Consider the following 20,768-nt stretch of genomic DNA (forward strand, 5'->3'; position numbering starts at 1 on the left):
AGGTATCGCATCATCGGGTGATCCTCGCTTCGACGGCGCGCAGGGCCGCGGCGTTCGCGGCGTCGGCTTCCTCGTACAGTCCGCCGCTGACCAGGAACGCCTCCTTCATGCGGTAGGCGGCCTCGATGTAGTGGTCGAGCAGGGCCGCGGCGTCGCGGGCTTTGTGGCCGAATCCGGCCTGTAACTGCTCGGCGGAGATCAGGCCGCCGAATCCGCGCGGATCGGCGGCATCGTCCAGGTTCTGCCGCAGCTGGATCAGCCGGTCGGCCTGCCGGTCGTAGAACTGCGCGCAGCGGCGGGCCGCTTCCGGATCGAACTTGACGGTTCCCGCATGGGCTGCCTGGCGGAAACGGACGATCTCGGCTCGACTGTCTTCGATCATGACTGGCGTACCCCTCCGTCGGTCCCGCTCAGCCTAGCCGCAACCGGGGGCTCCGGGCAGCCGGTCGGCGGTGATACGGCGTCAGGCGGGAATCCGCTTCTGCAGATGCGTCGCGAGCTGCTCGGTGGACGCGGGCACGATATGCACGGATTCGTCGGCCTTGAGCAGATAACGGCCGTCGTTCTCCAGATCGAGCCAGGTGTAGTGCACCGGTGGGGTCGGTGTGGGCTGATCGAGGTGGGACTCGATCCGGATATGGCCCTGCGCGGTGTGCGGGGAGCGCAGCAGTTTGCGGATCGGCCCGGCGGCGCGTTCCTCCTGGACGATGGTCTCGGTATCGCGGACAGCCGCGGCGCTGGCCGTGCGTGCCGGTTGACGGCCGGCGCGTGCGGACGGCAGGACGGCCGCCAGGCGGGTGCCGAGTTTCGCGCTGTGCCCGATGGACAGCCGGACGGTGCCGCCGAACTCCGGGGTGCGTCCCGGTTCCTGGACAGCCAGCACGGCGCGGTCGTAGACCACGCAGCCCAGCGCGCGCAGTTCCCGGCCCGGTTCGGCGGTCGCGCCGATGGCGACGACGCGGGTCTGCGGGGTGGCGAGGATGCGCAGGCAGGCGTCGAGATCGGGGTCCGGTGGGAGGCGTTGTGCGAGTTCGGCGTGCAGGAACTCGGCATCGCGTTCGGTCCGGGGCGTTTCGAGGACGCGCAACGGATACGGGAGCCGGTCCAGGTCGGCTTGGCGCCATACGTGCGCGAATTCGTCGGGGGTCAGGCTCCAACTCACGCGGAATCACATCCTCACCGATACCTGCGCGGGCTACAACAGCCTAATGGGTTCTGCCGGGCGGAGACCATCGGCACTCCGCGCACGGCCGGATCGAAAGTGGAGATACGCCTGGTGGGCGCCGTCGGGCGGAGCCGGGCACGAGCGGGCACGCCTGGTGTTCCGTGCAGGCGCCGGCCTCGGTCGGTGGGTGGTAGCGAGGTCCCGGGGCGGGCCGGACAGAGAGTCAGGGATAACGCCGGGCCCGAATACGCGATACACGGAGTATTCCTCGGGTTTACTCATGCGGAACGGACGACGAAGTTCTGCTACGGCAGACGGGGTTGGAGGTCGGTTCTTGCGGGTGCTCGGAGCGGATGACGCCGAAGCGGATATCGCGGCTTTCGGCGGAGGTAAGGCACGGGGACTGTATGCGCTGGGGGCGGCGGGTGCGCGGGTTCCGGAATGGCTGGTGCTCGGTACGGATGTCTTCGCCGGATTCGTGGCCGCGGCAGGTCTGGGGGAGCTGATCGGTGAGTACATCCGGGCCGGGGATCTCGAGACAGCACTGGACCGGGGCCGGCGGATACGAGCGGAGCTGGCGGGGGAGGGCGACGCCGCCCTCGACGGGCCGTGGGAGGTCGTCCGAGACGCGTACACCAGGCTCGGCGGTGGACCTGTGGCCGTGCGGTCCTCGGTAGCGGGCGAGGACGGCGATACGGATTCCTTTGCGGGACTGTTCGAAACGTATCTCAATGTGACCGGCGAGGCCGCGGTATGCGATCGGGTCCGGGCCTGCTGGGCCTCCTGTTTCGCCGAGCGAGTCATCCGGTACGCGTTCCTGCGGGGCAGACCGCCGGCGACCGAGATCGCCGTACTGCTGCAGCGGCTCGTCGTGGCGCGGGCCGGTGGGGCGCTGTTCACCCGGAACCCGGCGACCGGGTCGGCCGACGAGGTCGTGGTCAGTGCCGTGTACGGGCTCGGGGAGGGGCTGGTCTCGGGGACTGTCGACGCCGACACGGTGGTGGTGGACGCGTCGGGAACGATCGTCGAGCGGGTGGTCGGCGATAAGGATGTCGAGTACGTGCCCGCGGACGGTGCGGGGGTGACGGTGCTGGATGTGGCGGCGCCGCGGCGGAGTGCACCCGTTCTCGGTGACGAGGAGGTGACGCTGCTGGCCGGCCGGGGCCGGGCACTGGCCGCCGCGCTGGGCGGACCCCAGGACATCGAATGGGCGATCGATGCCGACGGGCTGTGGTTTCTGCAGGCCCGGCCCATCACGGCACTGCGGGATGCACCGGGGAGCGCGCGGCCGCCGGCCGGTGGGCGCGGTGGATTGCGGTTGGTCCGTGGTCGCCCGGCCGCGGGGACGGCGGTGCTTCGCGGAGCGGGAGAACCGGTGCCGCCGGGCGAACCCCGGATCTGGGACAACTCGAACATCATCGAGAGTTTCCAGGGTCTGACCTCGCCGCTGACCTTCACCGTCGCCGCCGGGATCTACGGCCGGGTGTACCGGGGGTATGCGCAATCGCTGGGTGTACCGGAAGAACAGGTGCGGCAGCTGGATTCGTGGACGCCGTATCTGCTGGGCAGTTTCCACGGCCGGGTGTACTACAACCTGCTGCACTGGTACCGGATGGTGGGGATCGCGCCCGGATACCCGCTGAACCGCAAGGTGCTGGAGGCGGCGCTCGGTGTCGCCGAACCGCTGCCGGACGATATCGCGAACACGCTGCGCCCCTTCACCTTCGGATCACCGGCGCACCGGGCCTTGTCGCGGGCCCGGACCACCGCCATCTATCTCCGGCGGATATTCGGTATCGACGCGATGATGCGGGAATTCTGTACCGAGTTCTACCGTGTGTACGACCGCTACGACGCGATGGAATACGTCCACGGGGAGCACGCCTACGCGGCGTATCGGCGGGTGGACCGCGACCTCGTGCTGCGGTGGGGGCCGATGATGGTGCTGGACGCGATCCTGCTGACCCTCACCGGCGCCATGTACCTGCTGACCAAGGCGTTCCTGCCGCAGGCGCCGGAATCTCTCCTGTACGCGATGGTGGGCCCGGGCGCCGATATCGAATCCGCGGAACCGGCCCGCGCGATGACCGATCTCGCGCGGTACGCGCACGCCGACCCGGAGCTGGCCGCGCTGGTGTTGTCGACGGACCCGGAGTGGACCTACGAGGCGCTGCGGGCAGGTGGCTACCGGGAGTTCCTCGACGCGATCGACGGATATCTCGATCGGTACGGATACCGCAGCGTCGACGAACTGAAATTGGAGGCACCGGATCTGCGTGAGGAACCGGCGGGACTGTTCGTGCTGCTGCGCAGCGCGCTGGGCCGGGTCGGCGCGCCGGAACCGGCAGGTGCCGAGCCCGCGATCGACCCGGATACCTATCTCGACGAACAGCTCGGCGGTATCCGCCGGTGGCTCTACAACCGGGTGCGGGCCAAGACCGCGCGCTGCGCCGCGCATCGGGAACGGTTGCGGTTCTGCCGGACCCGTGCCTTCGGGATGGTCAAACGGATGATCCGGGTGATGGGCCGCGATCTCGCCGAGCGCGGGATCATCGACGATTTCGCCGACGTCTTCTACCTGACCGTGGACGAATTGCGGAACTGCTACGACCAGGTGCCGATGCCGGATCTGCCCGATCGGATCGCGGCACGCAAAGTGGCGCGTACCGCCGATGCCGGACTCGTCGCGCCCGCGCGTTTCACGACAGTGGGACCGGATTTCCCGGATGCGGAGCTGGCGGCGCAGGGGTGGGTTCCGTTGGCCGATATCCCGCCGGCCGTCCCCGGCGATGTCCTGGCCGGGTCACCGTCGGCGGCGGGAGTCGTCGAGGGAACCGCTGTGGTGGTGGACGAACCGTGTGATGTGGCGGGCGGGATCCTCGTCGCCTACCGTACGGATCCGGGCTGGGTGGCGGCGCTGCCGTCGGCTGCCGCGCTGGTGATCGAACGGGGGAGCCCGCTCACCCATGTGGCGATCGTCGCCCGGGAACTCGGGGTGCCGACGGTGGTCCAGGTCCCGGGCAGCAGCAGGAAACTGCGGACGGGGATGCGGATCCGTGTCGACGGAGCAGCGGGCACCGTGACGGTGCTCTCGGGAGGAGATCACGGCGATGGAACCGGATGATCATGTGGCGTCGGTGCGGGGCTGGCTTGTCCGGCCCGCGTCCGATACCGGCGTGTACTTCGCGGACGAGGGGACCGGCTGGGATTACCGCAGTTACACCGATCTGGCCGAGCTGAGCTGGTCGGTCGCCGCGCTGATGCGCGAGCACGGTATGCGGGCCGGTGCGGGGGTCTGCGTGATCATGCCGACCGGATTTCCCTGCGCCGCGGCATTTTACGCGGTGTGGGCCTGCGGCGGCGTGTTCACGCCGGTGGCGCCACCGATGTACGGAGATATGGAACAGTATGTGGCGCATGTGGGGTCGATTCTCCGGCAGGCACAGCCGCTGCTCGTCCTGACCTCGTCGGAGTTCAGGGATCTGGCGCGGCAGGCGCATGAGGCGGCCGGTCGCACCGACGAACCCGTCGTGGTGGATCCGGGCTCGCTACCGGCCGCGCCGGAGCGGCGGGAACTCGCCGAACCCGACGAATGCGCGCTGCTGCAGTTCACTTCCGGGTCCACCGGAACACCGCGCGGCGTGCGGGTGAGCTGGCGCAACCTGGCGAACAATATCGCGATGATCTCCACGCTCGTGGACTGGCGGCCGGGCGAGGCGATGGTGTCGTGGCTGCCGCTCTACCACGATATGGGCCTGGTGGGCGCGTTTCTCACCACCGTCACCAACCAGGGTGATCTGCATCTGATGCGCCCGGACCAGTTCGTGCGCGATCCGGTGCGCTGGTTGCGCGCGATGACCCATGCTCAGCATTCCCCGTCGCCGTCGTTCGCGCTGGGGTATGTGGCGCACCGCGTGCGGCCGGAGGATATCGCGGACCTGGATCTGTCGGGCTGGCGGACGCTGGCGGTCGGTTCGGAGCCGGTGGAGGTGGCCGATCTGCAGTCGTTCGCCGAACTCACTGCTCCACAAGGCTTTTCTATGAACGCTTATACGCTCGCCTATGGCCTGGCGGAGGCGACCCTGATGGTGACGTCCTCCGCCCGCGACCGGCCGATCACCTCGCTGCGCCTGGACACCGCGGCGCTGCGCTTCGGCGAACCGGTCACCGTGCTGGCTACCGAGGCACTTTCGGACGGTCATACGGTGACCGGGTCCGGCTGGATCAACGGGCTCGGCTTCTCGACTCCGGAATCGACGGTGCGGGTGGTGGATGCGGACGGACGTCCGCTGCCCGAGGGGACGCTCGGTGAGATGGCCGTCGCCGGTGATTCGGTGGCGCTGGGCTATTCGGGTCCACCGGTGGCCGCCTCGTCGACGCGAATTTCCGACGGTGTGCTCTACACCGGCGACGCCGGATTCCTCTATCGGGGCGAGGTTTTCGTGCTCGGCCGGATGGGTTCGAGTCTGAAGGTGCGTGGGCGTCCGGTGTTCATGGAAGATATCGAGTCGCGGGTCGCCCAGGAAACCGGGATCACCAAGGGAAAACTGGCGGCGGTGGCGATACCCGATGCCGGCGAGCAGGGCATCGCGTTGTTCGCCGAAGCCGCGCCGGGGGAGTGGATCGCACAGGCGAGGGGCATCGTCGCGGGACAGTTGGGTCCCGCGCAGACGGTCACCGTGGTGACGGGGCCGCGCGGCATGATCTCGCGGACGTCCAGCGGTAAACCGCGCCGCAGGCATATGTGGCAGCGGTTTCGGGAGGGGACGCTCGAGGGGCCGGTCGTTCATCCGGCGCCGGGAAGCGCGCCCCGCCCGTCGCTGCCGCCCGGGCGTATCACCCAGCTGCTGGATGCGGCGCTGGACCAGGTGGCAGTGCCCGCCGGGGCAGCTGTGCTGTTCGAAGGGTCGCTGGCCGAGGGGTTCGGTAATGCGGGCTCGGACGTGGATTTCCTGGTGGTGGCTCCCGGTTCGGACGAATTGCCGACACTGCCGACGGTGCTGTTCGTCGAGGGCCGGCGGGTGGAGGTCCGGACCCGGTCGGTCGCGCAACTGCACCGGCAGCTGACGAGGGTCGCCGCGGCGGAGGATGCAGCGGTGCTGGACGAGGATGTGCTGAACAGATGCCAGCGTTTCCTGCGATCCACCCTCGTTCGCCCCGGCGACCAGGTGGATATCGCGGCGCTGCGCGCTGTGCTCACCCACCACGAATTCGCGCAGCGGATCGCCCGCTGGTGGGCGGAGCGGGCCCGGCAGGCCCTGCGGTACGCGGTGGCGTGGCGTGCGCTGGGGGCCGGCGACGATGCGGCGGACTGGGCCGCCGACGGTCTGTTGCAGGCGGTGAAGGCGTGGGCGGCCCGGCGCGGGGAAACCTATCTCGAGACGAAATGGGTTCCGGAGCAATTGAATCGGCTCGCCGCCGACGGCGGATCGGTTTCCGCTGGATACCAGGAGCTCCGCCGGGGCGGCTGCGTGGACCTGGCGCGGGTCCTGGATTTCGCCGCCGAACTCGGTGTCGACGGGGTGGGTGATGACCCGGCTCGGGTGATACTCACCCGGGTGCCCGGTGTGACCACCTGGCAGATCGGGGAACGTGTCCACGTTCTGCGCGGGGACAGCGAAGTGTTCGTCCTGTCCGGTGCCGCCGCGCGGGCCTGGCGTTCGGTGGTGTTCCGGCGACCGGTGGTCGCGATCCTGGATCGGGCCGGAGATATCGGGACGGACCTGGCCGAATTCGTGCGACTCGGTTTCGTGGGATTGCAGTGGCGTGGGGACGGTGCCATCACGGCCGCGCTCGCCATGTGCCCGCCGGTAGGTCCGTATACCCCGCCGCCGTGCCCGGTGCTCCCGGCGCTCGGGGTGAGCGGAGCGGCCGGGACGGGTCGGCCGGTGGAGCTGTCGCCGCTGCCCGCGCAGCGGTTCGTCGCCTGCGGGATGGGGCTGGTCTGGTCGAATATCGTGCTGGAGAACGCCCGGGAGGATCTGACGGGTGCGGTGAAAGACGGACAGTGGGCGGTCGCCGAGATCGCGGCGCATCGGCTGCTCGCGATGGCGGTGCGGGTACTGCTGAGCGCCTTCGGTGTTCATCCGATACCGGCCGATATCGCGCCGGTATCGACCGTGGGCCGGATACTGCCCGCGCAGGTCGGCCGCCGGGATGAATTACTCGACGCGCTACGGGCGGCGCGGCAGGTGCGGTTCGGCGGCCCGGACGGGGATACCGCCGCGGCGCTGCGGGTATTGGAGGAATTCGTCACCCTGGTCCGTTCCGTCGCGGGGGAGGAGGACTTCCCGGCTTCGTTCGATTCCCGTGAACAGTGGCGCAGCACACTGGGGATCGGCTACGACTGGTTGCGTTTGGCCGGTTACCTGGACGCCGAACTACCGCTCGACGAAGCCCGTGACCTGCTGACCTCCGGCGGCCGGCAACCGCATATCCGGGAAGGTGAGGAGTCGTGAACGATGCCGACGTGGCGCGGGAGGTGTACCGGGTGATCGCCGCGATGGCGCCGAAACCGGATACCACCTGTGCCGGGAACGACCGGCTGATCGAGGATCTCGGCTTCGATTCACTGCGGCTCATGGAGCTGACCGTGGTTCTCGAACGCACCTTCGGCCTGCCCGGGTATCGGCCCGAGGAACTGGCCGGAGTGCTGCGGGTGGATCAGGTCGTGCGGTTGATCCGTACCGGCCTGGCCCGGGAGGGCCGGATATGACCGGCGCGGTACTGGTCACCGGCGCGAGTGGGCTCGTCGGCGCGGAGGTGGTCGCGCGGCTGGTGGCGGCGGGGCGCGAAGTGGTGGCATTGCGGCACACCGAATCCGCGATCGTCGACAATGCCGGAAAACGGATCGAGGCAGCCGATTTCCGGGTCGGTGATATCCGGCGGCCCGGGTTCGGGATGAGTACCGCGGTGCGGGCCGAACTCGCTGGTCGCGTCGAAACCATCGTGCACTGCGCCGCGACCACTGCCTTCGACGCCGCCGACCAGGAATACGCCGAGCTGAATATCGGTGGTACGGAAAACGCCATCGAACTCGCTCGCGAGTGGGATGCCGCGCTGATCCACCTCAGCACGGCCTATGTGTGCGGTATGCGGGACGGGCATATCCAGGAGAACGAACTGAACAGCGGTCAGCGGTTCGGAACACGCTACGAAGAAGGGAAATTCGCTGCCGAGCGGGCGGTCCGGGCGGCCGCTGGGCTGCGTTGGTCGGTGGTGCGTCCCGGCATAGTCACCGGATCCTCCGGTACGGGGGAGATCCGCGAGTACAAGAACCTCTACACCGTCGTGAAACTCATGGTGGAAGGCAAGCTCCGGTCGTTACCCGGCCGCTACGACGCCACCGTCACACTGGCACCGGTCGACCATGTCGCCGATGTGGTGGCGGCCGCGGTCCTCGATTTCGCTGCCGCGTCCGGACGGACCCTGCATGCCGTCGGCCGGGATACGTTGTCACTGCGCGAGATCTCGGATGTGCTGGCGGAGTATCCGTCGTTCGCGGTGGCGACCTTCGTCCCCGAAACCACTTTCGCCGAAACGGATCTCGGCCCGATCGAACGCGAATACTATCGCCGGATCGGCTCCCTCTACACCAGCTATTTCAGCCGTCGGCAGACCTTCGGCACCGAGCAGGCCGAGGAATTGCTCGGGCACCCGCCGCCCGAATCCGGGAAGGAATATCTCCGCCTGCTGCTGGACCACTGCCTGGAGTCGGGATACCTCGGTGACCCACTGCCGACCATCGAGGAAGTGCTGGCCGGAACGGGTACGGAGTGGAACATATGATCGATCACCGAACGCCCGCGGTCCCGCGGCCGCAGGCCTTGCCGGCCCTGCTGGCCTCGCTCACACCACAGCCGGCGAAGGTGACCGCCTACCAGGCCGATACTTATGTGCTCGAAAGCGTGGAACAACTGGCGCGGCTGCGAATCGACGCCGGAGCTTTCGCGATGGGGCATTCGCTGTTGCTGCTGAAGCCCGACGGTATCGCCGCCCGCGCGGTGGAACCGACACTCGAATGGCTGGCCGGCAACGATTTCCGGGTCGTGTACGCCGCGACGGTGCCGGTGAACCGGCATCTGGTGCGCGCACTGTGGTACTACGCCTGGAATATCGCCTCGCCGGAGCGCCGCCGCCTGGCCGAGCTACTGGCCGCGCTCTCGGACTCGCTGCTGCTGGTGGTCAGCGGGTGCGGTGACCTCCCGACCCCGGTACGACTCACCGAGGCCAAGGGGCCCACCGATCCGCGTAAGCGGCAACCCGGGCAATTGCGCCATCTGCTCGGGCAGCACAACTTCCTGCTCAATCTGGTGCACACTCCGGACGATCCCGCCGATGTCCTGCGCGAACTCGCGATCTATTTCGCCGAGAACCAGCGTGCCGAGGTGATCACCCGCGCCTATACCGGCGCGGACCGCGCCGAATCCGCGCGTGAACTCGCCGATGCTCTGTACGCGCGCACCCCGCGCCGGTCGTTCGACCCGGAGGTCGCCCTCGATCGGGTGCGGCGTGATCTCGAACGAGCGGGTACGCCCGTCCCACCGGATTTCGATACCGACGCCGCCGCCCGCGCTGCCGCCTTGAACCGTGCTCTGGTGGCCGGCCAGGAGATCGACCCATGGTCGGCTGTCGTGCTCGGCTCCCAGGTACTGCCCATGCGTATCGGAACCGGACCGCAAACCCTGCCGCCGGTGACCGCCGCGGACTGGCGGGAGGGCTGGGGATGAGTGTGGAAGCCGTGGAGACGGAGGTCTCCTATCAGCAACCGATCCGCCGGGAGCTCGCCCACCGGGCGGCGGTCTCGGAGGTTTTCGTCACCTCGCTGGCCGCACGCGCCCCGGGACGGTTCGTGGCCGGTGCGCAACTGCCCAGGATGCACGCCTATTACGGGGATCACCTCGGGATACTCGCCGCCAGGCACGATCTGCTCGCGGTGATGGAGACCGCGCGGCAGACGTCCATCGCGATAACGCACGAGTTCTATCGGGTCCCCTTGGACGCGGGATTCCTGGTGCGGACATTCAACGGAACGGGGGTGCCCGGGCCGGCTTGGGCGAGCGGGCCCGAACCTGCTGATCTGGTACTGGAGGCCGAGGTCCTGAATCTGCACGGCAGCGGTAGCGCGGTCTGCGGGATCGATATCGTTCTCGAGATCTATAGTGCCGGAGCGCTGTTGGCGACGGTGGACGGATCGTTCTCCTGGCTTTCGCCGGAGCGGTGGTCGGGGCTGCGCACCGGATTCCGGAAGCGGCGCGGGCTGGGATCTGTTGTCGGCCCGGTTGTTTCCACCAAGGGCACCGAGCCGGCCGCGGTGGGCCGGCGCGATCCCCGCAATGTGGTGGTGAGCCCGGTCGAGCGGGACGCCGATCGCGGGATCGCGGGCCTCGCCATCGACCCCGGCCACCCGTTCCTCTTCGACCACCGGCTCGACCATATTCCCGGCAGCGCACTACTGGAAGCGGCTCGGCAAACCGCGCTGCTGCTCCCCGGCGGGCCGGACTATCCGCAGTTGATCGGGATCGCCAGCCGTTTCGACCGTTTCACCGAACTGGATCTGGCGACGGAATGCCGCGCCGAGCCGACCGGATCGGCCGCGGGACGGGTCGAGGCGCACTGCGCGATCCGGCAGGGCGATACGACCACCGCAGAACTGGACCTCGCATTCCTGGACGCGGCCGCGGGATGAATACAGCGGTCCGGAACTCGAACAAGCGACGGGGTAGGTGCGGATGAGTTCGCGTGCGCCGGGCGGTGTCTTCTCGCGCCTACTGCACTTCACCGTGGTCATGTACAAACCGCACTATCTGCTCTACGGGGTGCTGTGGGTTTTCGCGCTGGAGGCCACCATCGCCCTGCTCACGGCGCCGTGGGATGCCTGGCGGCCCGGCTGGGCGACGTTGGGCCGGGTGGTGGTCGTCGCGGTCGTCCTGCTGTACCTGCGGATGGTCGACGAACAGAAGGACCTCGAATACGACCGGGTCCACAATCCTGATCGGCCCCTGGTGACCGGCGCGGTCACCGCGCCCGATCTGCGACTCGGTACGGCGGTTCTGGGGGTGGTCGCGATCGCGGCGAGTCTGCTGCTCTCGGTGCGCTCCGCGATCGCCGTCGCCGTCGTCCTGGTCTACGGGCTCGCGCTGTGGGGTGCCGAACGATTATCGCCCTGGCTCAGGGACAACATTCTGGCCAATCTCGTGATCACCTATCCGGTCCAGCTTCTGCTCACTGCTTACGTACTGCTCTCGGTGCTGGATACCAGCAGCGTTCCCGCGGGCTGGGCAGCCTACGAACCGTGCACGGTCTGCGACGGCCGCCCGGCGGCGTTCTGGTCCCTGGCCCCGGTCGCCGTGATCTTCGCGGGGGCGTTCCTGCAATTCGAGCTCGCCCGCAAAACCGCGCACGAGCGACGGCCCGGTGAGCACTACTACTCGAACACCCTGGGTGCCGGTGCGAGTTGCGTGGTTTCCGTGCTCTTCGTCGCGGTAGCGGTCGGCACAGACCTCGTACTGGTACGGCCGTGGGAGTACGAGGGTCTCCGTCGCGTGCTGGGACTGCTGCCGATCCTGGCGGCCGCGCTGCCGGTCTACGGCGGGTTCCGGTTCCTGCGCGACCGCGCCGCCGAATACCCCTTGGCGCCCGCGGTGCTGTTCATCGTGACCTTCTATCTGCTTCTCATCGCGCAGGCAACGGTTCCCGCCTGACACCCGCCGGGCGGTCGGGCGTCCGGTATACCGGGATGGACCTGCGAGAATGCCGGAGTGCACATAGCGATCGGCCTGGTGGTCCTGGTGGCGTCGGCCGCACTGGTGGCAGCGCTGGCCCGGCGGTTCGGTCTTTCCGAACCGCTGGTGCTGACACTGGCCGGAGTGGCGGCCTCGTACCTGCCGTTGGTCCCCGAGGTGCATCTGGAACCGGAGATCGTACTGCTCGGGTTGTTACCGCCGCTGCTCTACACCACGGCGATACGTACCTCGCTGGTGGATTTCCGGGCCGATATCGGCACCATCGCGCTGCTGTCGGTGGGGCTGGTGCTGTTCAGCACGTTCGCGGTGGCAGCCGTGGTGTGGTGGCTGTTACCGGTGCCGTTCGCGGTGGCGGTGGCGCTGGGGGCGGTGGTCGCGCCGCCGGACGCGGTGGCCGCCACGGCGGTGGCGCGGCGGATCGGTATGCCGCGGCGGATCGTCACCATCCTGGAAGACGAATCGCTGTTCAACGATGCGACGGCCCTCGTGGCGTTGCGGACGACGATCGCCGCCTCGGCGGGCGCGGTATCGCTGTGGAAAGCCGGCGGGGATTTCCTGCTCGCCGCGGGCGGCGGCGCGGTGGTCGGTATCGCGGTCGCCTACCTGCTCGCCCTGTTACGGCGGCGGATCACCGATCCGGTGCTCGATACCTCGCTGTCGTTCCTCGCGCCTTTCCTGGCCTATCTGCCCGCGGAGGAGATCCACGCATCCGGGGTGATCGCCGTGGTGACCTGCGGGATGATCCTCGGGCACAATGCGCAGACCTGGCAGAGCGCGGCCTCGCGGACCGCCGAACGGGTCAACTGGCGCACCGTGCAGTTCCTCCTGGAGAGCGCGGTATTCCTGATCATCGGACTGCAGGTGCGCGGGATCATCGAGGGCGCGTGGGAGAGCGGGCTCGACCACGGCACCTTGATCGTCACCGCGTTCGCGGTGCTGCTGGCAGTGATCGTGTCGCGGCCGGTATGGGTTTTCGCCTGGGCTCTGCTCGGGCGGGCGACCGGCCGGTCGGCGGTACCGCTGACTCATCCCGCGGTGGTTTCCTGGGCGGGTATGCGCGGTGTGGTGACGCTGGCGGCCGTGCTGTTGCTGCCGGCGGATACCCCGCAACTTCCGGTGCTGAAGCTGCTGGCCCTGGTGGTCGTGGCGGGCACTCTGCTGTTGCAGGGCACATCGCTGCCGTGGCTGGTGCGGCGGTTGCGGTTGCGGGGGCCGAGCCGCGCGGAGGACGCACTGCAGAAGGCCACTCTGCTGAGCCAGGCCTCCACGGCAGGACTGGCCGCGCTCGACGCCGCGATCGGCCCGGACACCCCGGAGGACGTGGTGCGCTCGCTACGCGACCGGGACGCATGGCGGACCAACGCCGCCTGGGAGCGGCTGGGACGGCCCGAAGCGGAACAGGCCACGCCCACAGCCGAATACCGCCGGCTGCGTCTGGAGATGTTGCGAGCCGAACGGGAGACAGTGCTGCGGGTCCGTGATTCCGGCGGGGCCGACTACGAGATCCTGCAGCATGTACTGGCCCGGCTCGACCTCGAGGAATCGATGATCGACCGGTTCGACGAAACCGAGGACGATCAGCAGGCCGAACCGCTACTGGGCCCGGGCGACCCCGCCGCCGACTGCACCCATCTGCGAGCGGCGCCACTGGTGTGCGAATCGCCCGGCCCGGATATCTGCGCCGAATGCGTGGCCGAGGGACTGACCTGGGTGCATTTGCGCATGTGCCTGGGCTGCGGGCATATCGGCTGTTGTGATTCCTCGCCCGGTAACCATGCGGCAGGGCATTACGCCACCACCGGTCACCCGGTCATCCGTAGCGTCGAGCCGGGTGAAGCATGGCGCTGGTGCTACACCGACGAACTTCTCGGGTGACCGGGAGCAGTGGAGTGGACGGGGTGCAGAGTCACCGGTAGCCGGGACGGGGAAGGGACGAAATCGCCGTTCGACGGGCGGACCCGGTAGGTGGGGTGCGGGACCGGAGTCCAGCGGGTGAACAGTGCGGCGGTGGCCAGGGTGATGGTCATCATCGCGAAGTTGTTGCCCGGGCAGTGGCGGGTGCCGACTCCGAACGGCAGGATCGCCTTCTTGTCGATCTGATCTATCCGTGCCGGTGACCAGCGATCGGGGTCGAAGGTGCACGGATCGGGGTAGTAGTGCGGGTCGTGGTGGATGAGGTACGGGCTGTAGACCACCGTGGCGTCGCCGGGAAGGGTCAGGCCGTCGAAAGTTACCGGGCCGGAGGCATTTTGGATACTCACCCAGGGGCCCCAGTGCCGCAGGGTTTCCAGGATCACCTGCCGGAGGTAGGGCAGGGCGTCGAGGTGGTCCGGCCGGACCGGGCCGCGTCCGGCCACTGTGCGGAGTTCCGCGCGCACACTTCCGGCGATCTCCGGGTCGCGCAGTATCTCGTACCAGACCCAGGCCAGAATCGACGCGGTGGAGCCCACACCCGCGGCGAGCATCAGGATCAGTTCGTCGATGATCTCCTCATCGCTCAGCGTCGCACCCGTCTCGGGGTCGCGATGCCGGACCAGAGCGGAAAGCACATCGTGGAAATCGTGGTCGGCGGTGCGGTAGGCCGTGACCACGGCGCCGATCTCGCCGCGTAGAGCGGCAGCCTTGGTGGCGAAGCGGCGGTTCGCCATTATTCGAAGCCGGCGTACCGGCGCCGGCAGGGCGGAGCGCTGGACCACCTGCCCCAGCAGCCACGGAACATTCTCGCGCACTTCGGTTTTGGCGGAAGCACCGAAATCGGCGGTGAACAGGGTGGAGGAGAGCGTATCGAGAACCAGCCGGTGCGCCTCGTCCATGAGGTTCACGCGACGGCCGGTAGGTAGCGCGTCCGCCCACGAACCGGCCAGATCCGCCGCCACCGTCGCGTAGTCGTGTAGCCGGCGCTGCCGCAGGGCAGGGGCGATCATCCGGCGGCGCAGATCGTGCGGAGTGCCGCTGAGCACATTGGAGGCGCCGCGGATCACCTCGTGTACGGCATCGCCCAGATCGTCGCGATGGAAATCGCCGGCCGTACCGAATCCGACCTGGCGGACCAGATCGGGAGTGGTGAGCACATAGGCGGGCCGGGGACCGAGGTAGACGCGCACGACCGGGCCGGTCGCGGCGAGGGAGCGTACGAAGGTGAGGCTGTTTCCGCCGAGGGCGCGCAGGCTGTGGCCGAGCAGCGGCAGGCGTCCGGGTGCGGTGGGTATTTCGGCGAGCGTGCGTGGCATCCGGTGGCGCGGGCTGCCGGTGATCAGGCCGGCGTAGATTTCCGTGATCCGGGCGGTGAGTTTCGATTGGCGTACCGAACCCTGTTCGGCGGCAAGCTTCGCCCGCATGGAGACGAGGCGGTCGGGGTTCGCTGCCAGCTCCCGTAGCGTCGCGGCGATATCCCCTGGATCCAGGCCCGGAGTGCATATCCCGCCGTCGGCGGGGATCGATTCGCTCAGGTCCGGATCGCAGTGCACCACCGGCAATCCCATGGCCACCGCCTCGAGCAAGGCCATCCCCTGGGTTTCGGCACGCCACGAGGGGAACAGCAGGATGTCGTGCTCGCGCATGGCCCGGAGGCATTCGGGATTCGGTCGCGCACCGTGGAAGTGCACTCGGCCACCCGCGCCGCGGGCGGCGACCAGCGCGCGGGCGGGTTCGAGTTGATCACCCTCGCCGTAGACGTCCAGCCGGCAGCCCGGAACCCGGAGAACGGCCTCGACAGCCGCCAGCGGCCGTTTCTCGGCGGACATGCGCGCGCACCACAGCACCCGCAGCCGGTGGCCCGGCCCGCCGGAGGCTTCCGCCGGCTGCTCGTTGTCGCGCCGCTCCCCGCTGCTTCCGATCGAACTGCCGGGTGCGGTCGCGACCGGTATGGCTGCGGCGTCGTTCGCCGGCCCGACGCCGTCGAGGAGATCATCATCAACTCCGTTGGACACCACATGAAGTGGGCCGACGTACCCGTGTGACCGCAATAGACGGGCGAAATACGCCGAGGGCACGATCACCGTATCGGCCGCCTGCGCCTGCGCGGTCATGGTCCGCCAGGCGTGCCGCGCGGCACGTGACTCCGGGTTGGCCGGCATCCGGCCCCGATGCGGGACGAATATCCCGTGGAGCGTACGCAGGGCCAGAGCCGTCGCATACGGTGCGGGAGAGGTGTGTTCGATGAAGGCGTCGTCGCGGCTGTGCAGCGTCTGCGCCAGTGGAATGCCATGGCGCCGTGCGGCTTTGATTCCGGCCATCGCCACCCCGTAGGTGGTGTGCGTATGCACGAGGTCGACCGGACCGCGGGCGGTGAGGATCGTATCGATCAGCCGGTTGTTGGCCCGGGTCGGCAATACCGTCGCGAAACCGTTCACCGACAGCCCCGGCACGCCCGAAAGAACCACGAGGTCCGGGTCCGGTTCGGTAGATTCCGGCCCGGGAGCGGTGAATACGGTCACCCGGTGCCCGCCGCGCCGCAGACCCCGGCGCTGGGCGGCGACCGAGGTCTGGATACCACCGACGGTCCCGGGGTGGAAATCGGTGAACAGCGCGATATGCATATCGCCACGGTAGTCAGGGAGCCTTGATGAAAGTCGCAATTCCGTTGACCGGAACCCGGGGTGATGTGCAACCCGCCCTCGCGCTCGGGCTGGAACTGCGCGCCCGGGGTCACGACGTAATGGTCGGCGCGCCTCCCAATCTCGTCGATTTCACCACGGCGACGGGTCTCGCCGCACAGCGCTGCGGCCCGGACGTCCAGCAGTTGTACTCCTCCGACGAGGGCCAGAAGGCCCTCGCCGCGGGCAGCAGTCTGCGGTTGATGCAGCTGGTGGGCAAGCAGATGGCCGAATACGCGCAGCGGATGAACAGCGAAGTGGTCGCGGTATGCGCGGACGCGGACGTGATCGTATCGACCCTGCTCACCGAGGACCGGGTGGCCTCGGTATCGGAGGCCTCCGGTACCCCGATGGTGACCATGCACGGTTTCCCCGGGCGGAAGACCGGCGCCTACCCGTTCCCGGGCGCGCTGCCGCCGGGCCGGCGTCCACCGGCGCCGGTCAACCGGGCCACCTGGACCGTCGCCGAGAATCTGCGGCGGGTGGTGTTCATGCGCTACCTCAACGAGTTGCGCCGGGACCTGGGATTGCCGCGAACCACCAGGAGTCCGGCGGCGATGCTCGCCGCCCGGAACGTGCCGGAGGTGCAGATCTACGATCCGGCCCTCGTCCCCGGGCTCGCCGAGGACTGGGGCGACCGCAGACCGCTGGTCGGGTTCCTGGCGCTGCCGCGGCAGGCCCGCGAAGCCGTCGGTGAACTCGCCGACGACCACAGCGACCTGCTCGCCTGGGCGGCCGAGGGCGAACCGCCCGTCTACTACGGTTTCGGCAGTATGCCGATCCGCGATACCCATCAGGTGCTGGCCATGGTGGCGGAGGTGAGCCGGCGGCTGGGGCGCCGGGCGCTGGTCAGCGCGGGCTGGAGCGATCTCGATACGGCGAACGCCGAAGCGGGCCCGCAGGTGCGGGTGGTCGGCCCGGTGGCCCACGATCTCGTCTTCCCGCACTGCGCGGCCGCGGTACACCACGGCGGAATCGGGACCACATTCGAGAGCCTGCGGGCCGGGCTGCCGACCCTGGTCTGCTCGGTATCGTTCGACCAGCCGATGTGGGGCGGGCAGGTGGAACGCCTGGGGGTCGGCGTGCATCTGCCGTTCGCGAAGCTCGAGACCGGCCGGTTGACCGCCGCGGTACGCGCCCTGCTGGAACCGTCGATCGCCGGCCGCGCCGCCTCGCTGGCCGAATCGTTGCGGTCCGGATCGGATGCGACCACCCGCACGGCCGATATCGTCGAGGCCGCGGCCGGGTGACCGGGGCCGGGAAGGGCGGCCGCGGATGAATCGGGCCGGCGGAAACCGGTACGTGTTCGCGCCCGGAATCGTCTCCGATTCGGCGGTGATGTTCCGCCGGGTCCTGCGCCGGAGCGTGCGCGGCCGGGACACACTGCTCGTCTCGCTACTGCTGCCGATCCTGCTGATGTTGCTCTTCGTCTACGTGTTCGGCGGGGCCATCGACGTCGGTATGCGCTACATCGACTACGTGGTTCCCGGCGTCATCCTGTTGTGCACCGGTTTCGGTTCCTCCATCACGGCGACGGGGGTCGCCACCGATATCCGCACGGGGGCGGTCGAGCGGTTCCACACCCTGCCCATTCATCGGCAAGCGCTGCTCACCGGGCATGTGGTGGAGGGCGTGGTCCGCAATCTCGCGGTGATCGGGGTACTCATCGCGGTGGCTGTGGTGCTCGGGTTCCGGCCGCATGCCGGCCTCGGTGCATGGCTGGCGGCAGCGGGGATCATCACACTGTTCGTGCTCGCGGTCACCTGGATCGCGGTGGCGATGGGGCTGCTGGCCCGGATGCCGGAGGCGGCGGGCGGGTTCACCTACGCCATCATGTTCATCCCCTACATCAGCAGTGCGTTCGTGCACACCGAGACCATGCCGGCCTGGTTGCGCGGTTTCGCCGAGAACCAGCCCGCGACGCCGGTACTCACCGCGATCCGGGGGTTGCTCACCGGCACCGGTCAGCAGGCGGCGGGGGTCGCGGTGCTCTGGTGCGTGAGCCTGGCGGTGGCCGGGTACGCCGTATCGGCCGTGTTGTTCGGGCGCAGATACCGATGACGCGCGAACCGGTCGCGCCACCCCGCAGCAGGGGCGCTGTCGGTGGTCTCCGGCAGTATGGGCCGTATGACGACAGCACCGGGCAGCACAGTGGGCCGGACCGGCGAGGTCGCCGGAGAACTACGGCAGCAGGCGGAGGGGCTGCTGCGCGAACTGGCAGGTCCGGCCGCGCGCCTGCGCGAAGACCAGTGGGTCGCGATCGAGGCGCTGGTGGTGGACAAACGCCGGGCCCTGGTGGTGCAGCGCACCGGGTGGGGGAAATCGGCGGTGTATTTCATCGCCGCCAAACTGCTGCGGGCGCGGGGCCGCGGGCCCACGGTTATCGTTTCGCCGCTGCTGGCGCTGATGCGTAACCAGGTGGCGGCCGCGCGCCGCGCCGGTGTCGTGGCGGCCACCATCAACTCCGGCAATGTCACCGAATGGGACGAGATCCACGAGCAGGTGGCGTCCGGGGCGGTGGATGTGCTGCTGGTGAGCCCGGAGCGGCTGAACAATCCCGATTTCCGCGATCAGGTCCTGCCCCGGCTGGCCGCCGACGCCGGCTTGGTCGTGATCGACGAAGCGCACTGCGTCTCGGACTGGGGCCACGATTTCCGGCCCGACTACCGGCGCATCCGCACCCTCATCGCCGACCTCGGTACCGACGTGCCCGTCCTCGCCACCACCGCCACCGCCAACGACCGGGTGGTCACCGATGTCGCCGGCCAGATCGGCACCGACACCCTGGTACTGCGCGGCAGCCTGGACCGCGAATCACTGCATCTGTCGGTGGTCCGTTTCGACGATGCCGTGGAACGCACCACCTGGCTCAGCGGTCACCTCGACCAGCTGCCCGGTTCCGGCATCGTCTACACCCTCACCGTCGCCGGGGCACACGACCTCGCCGATGTCCTCACCTCGCACGGCCACCGAGTGGCCGCCTACACCGGCCAGACCGATCCCGCCGAACGCGAAGCACTCGAAGCCGCACTCCTGGACAACGAGGTGAAGGCCCTCATCGCCACCTCCGCGCTGGGGATGGGGTTCGACAAACCCGACCTCGGGTTCGTGGTGCATGTGGGGGCACCCTCCTCGCCGATCTCCTATTACCAGCAGGTCGGCCGCGCGGGGCGCGCCACCGAACGCGCCGAGGTCGTCCTGCTACCGGGCCCCGAGGACACCCGCATCTGGAGCTACTTCGCCTCGGTCGCCTTCCCCCGCGAACATGTGGTCCGCTCCGTCCTCGAAGCCCTGGACCGCGAACGCCCGCAATCCACCGCGGCGCTCGAACCACTGGTGGAGCTGAACCGATCCCGCCTGGACATGGTCCTGAAGGTGCTCGATGTCGACGGCGCCGTCCGCCGGGTGCGCGGCGGCTGGCTCGCGACCGGGCAGCCCTGGACCTACGACGCCGACCGCTACGAGCGGCTCGATGCGGCCCGCACCGCCGAACAGCAGGCCATGCTCGATTACCAGAGCACCACCGCCTGCCGGATGGAGTTCCTGCGCCACCAGCTCGACGACCCTGCCCTCACCGCCGCGGCACCCGGTACCGGCGCCTGCGGCCGCTGCGACAACTGCACCGGCGACCACCGCGACACCACCGTCGATACCGACGCGGTCGCCGCCACCCGGGCCCGGCTCGACCGCCCCGGTTTCGATCTCGCACCCCGCAAACAGTGGCCGACCGGTATGGCCAAACTCGGCATCTCGCTGTCCGGGAAGATCACCGCCGGTGCCGAAACCGGCCGTGTCCTGGGCCGCCTCAACTCACTCGGCTGGGGCCGCCGGCTGCGCCCCATCCTCGACGGACCCGACGGCCCGGTCCCTGACGAAGTGGTCGAGGCCTGCATTCCCGTTCTACGGGAATGGGACTGGACTGTGCGGCCCACCGCGGTGTTGGCCCTGGAATCCCCGAGCCATCCCACGCTCACCGTCTCCCTGGCCGAACGACTGGCCGAAATAGGCCGCCTCCGCAACCTGGGCGTCCTGCACACCCGCCCCGACCTCCCACCGGTTTCGGCCGTGAACTCCGCACACCGGGTCGCCGCGCTGTACGACTCCTGGGAGGTCCCGGACCTGTCCGCCGCCGACGGTCCGATCCTGCTGGTGGACACCCTCACCGACTCCGGCTGGACCTTCACGGTCGCCGCCTGGACCCTGCGCCGCGCCGGCGCCCCCGCGGTCCTGCCGTTCGCCCTGGCCACCCCGACCTGAGACGGA

14 protein-coding genes are annotated in these 20,768 nt (G+C 69.0%); 11 read left to right on the forward strand and 3 right to left on the reverse strand.

Features of this window, described 5'->3' with window-relative positions:
• Positions 1 to 10: 10 nt before the first annotated feature.
• On the reverse strand, positions 11 to 382 hold the full coding sequence (locus tag ABZ827_RS18775; RefSeq protein WP_357238102.1) for a hypothetical protein: 372 nt from the start codon (positions 380 to 382) through the stop codon (positions 11 to 13).
• Between the two features lie 81 nt (positions 383 to 463).
• The gene (locus ABZ827_RS18780) at positions 464 to 1,162 is read right to left on the reverse strand and encodes an ESX secretion-associated protein EspG (RefSeq protein WP_357238104.1); all 699 of its coding nucleotides are present in this window, start codon (positions 1,160 to 1,162) and stop codon (positions 464 to 466) included.
• Between the two features lie 343 nt (positions 1,163 to 1,505).
• Between ABZ827_RS18780 and ABZ827_RS18785 the strand changes: the two genes are divergently transcribed.
• From ABZ827_RS18785 to ABZ827_RS18820, 8 genes are read left to right on the forward strand one after another with little or no spacing between them, the layout of a single operon-like run.
• Positions 1,506 to 4,289 (forward strand): PEP/pyruvate-binding domain-containing protein, encoded by a 2,784-nt coding sequence (locus ABZ827_RS18785; RefSeq protein ID WP_357238106.1) that lies wholly within the window; start codon positions 1,506 to 1,508, stop codon positions 4,287 to 4,289.
• On the forward strand, positions 4,276 to 7,623 hold the full coding sequence (locus ABZ827_RS18790) for an AMP-binding protein (RefSeq protein WP_357238108.1): 3,348 nt from the start codon (positions 4,276 to 4,278) through the stop codon (positions 7,621 to 7,623). The genes ABZ827_RS18785 and ABZ827_RS18790 overlap by 14 nt, the downstream gene beginning before the upstream one ends.
• The gene (locus tag ABZ827_RS18795; protein ID WP_357238110.1) at positions 7,620 to 7,880 is read left to right on the forward strand and encodes an acyl carrier protein; all 261 of its coding nucleotides are present in this window, start codon (positions 7,620 to 7,622) and stop codon (positions 7,878 to 7,880) included. Before ABZ827_RS18790 ends, ABZ827_RS18795 begins: the two co-directional genes overlap by 4 nt.
• A complete protein-coding gene (locus tag ABZ827_RS18800) occupies positions 7,877 to 8,953 on the forward strand; it encodes an SDR family oxidoreductase (protein WP_357238112.1) in 1,077 nt (358 codons plus the stop codon). The genes ABZ827_RS18795 and ABZ827_RS18800 overlap by 4 nt, the downstream gene beginning before the upstream one ends.
• The gene (locus tag ABZ827_RS18805) at positions 8,950 to 9,894 is read left to right on the forward strand and encodes a nucleoside-diphosphate kinase (RefSeq protein WP_357238114.1); all 945 of its coding nucleotides are present in this window, start codon (positions 8,950 to 8,952) and stop codon (positions 9,892 to 9,894) included. Before ABZ827_RS18800 ends, ABZ827_RS18805 begins: the two co-directional genes overlap by 4 nt.
• Complete coding sequence (locus ABZ827_RS18810; protein ID WP_357238116.1) at positions 9,891 to 10,853, forward strand: ScbA/BarX family gamma-butyrolactone biosynthesis protein; 963 nt, start codon at positions 9,891 to 9,893, stop codon at positions 10,851 to 10,853. The genes ABZ827_RS18805 and ABZ827_RS18810 overlap by 4 nt, the downstream gene beginning before the upstream one ends.
• 43 nt (positions 10,854 to 10,896) lie before the next feature.
• Entirely contained in the window at positions 10,897 to 11,868 is a 972-nt protein-coding gene (locus ABZ827_RS18815; RefSeq protein ID WP_357238118.1) for a hypothetical protein, read from the forward strand.
• A 57-nt stretch (positions 11,869 to 11,925) separates the two neighbouring features.
• On the forward strand, positions 11,926 to 13,785 hold the full coding sequence (locus ABZ827_RS18820; RefSeq protein WP_357238120.1) for a Na+/H+ antiporter: 1,860 nt from the start codon (positions 11,926 to 11,928) through the stop codon (positions 13,783 to 13,785).
• Here ABZ827_RS18820 and ABZ827_RS18825 read toward each other — a convergent pair.
• Positions 13,761 to 16,448, reverse strand: a complete 2,688-nt coding sequence (locus tag ABZ827_RS18825) for a cytochrome P450 (protein ID WP_357238122.1) — start codon at positions 16,446 to 16,448, stop codon at positions 13,761 to 13,763. The two genes, ABZ827_RS18820 and ABZ827_RS18825, sit on opposite strands and share 25 nt — an antisense overlap.
• Before the next feature lie 26 nt (positions 16,449 to 16,474).
• Between ABZ827_RS18825 and ABZ827_RS18830 the strand changes: the two genes are divergently transcribed.
• The 3 genes from ABZ827_RS18830 to ABZ827_RS18840 all read left to right on the forward strand — a co-directional run bounded on the left by ABZ827_RS18830 (position 16,475) and on the right by ABZ827_RS18840 (position 20,762).
• A complete protein-coding gene (locus tag ABZ827_RS18830) occupies positions 16,475 to 17,755 on the forward strand; it encodes a glycosyltransferase (protein WP_357238124.1) in 1,281 nt (426 codons plus the stop codon).
• Between the two features lie 52 nt (positions 17,756 to 17,807).
• A complete protein-coding gene (locus tag ABZ827_RS18835) occupies positions 17,808 to 18,566 on the forward strand; it encodes an ABC transporter permease (RefSeq protein ID WP_357238126.1) in 759 nt (252 codons plus the stop codon).
• A gap of 66 nt (positions 18,567 to 18,632) precedes the next feature.
• Positions 18,633 to 20,762: a RecQ family ATP-dependent DNA helicase gene (locus ABZ827_RS18840; RefSeq protein ID WP_357238128.1), complete on the forward strand. Its 2,130-nt coding sequence runs from the start codon at positions 18,633 to 18,635 to the stop codon at positions 20,760 to 20,762.
• Positions 20,763 to 20,768 lie beyond the last annotated feature (6 nt).

This window comes from Nocardia sp. NPDC019395 (genome assembly GCF_040632335.1).
Classification (GTDB): domain Bacteria; phylum Actinomycetota; class Actinomycetes; order Mycobacteriales; family Mycobacteriaceae; genus Nocardia.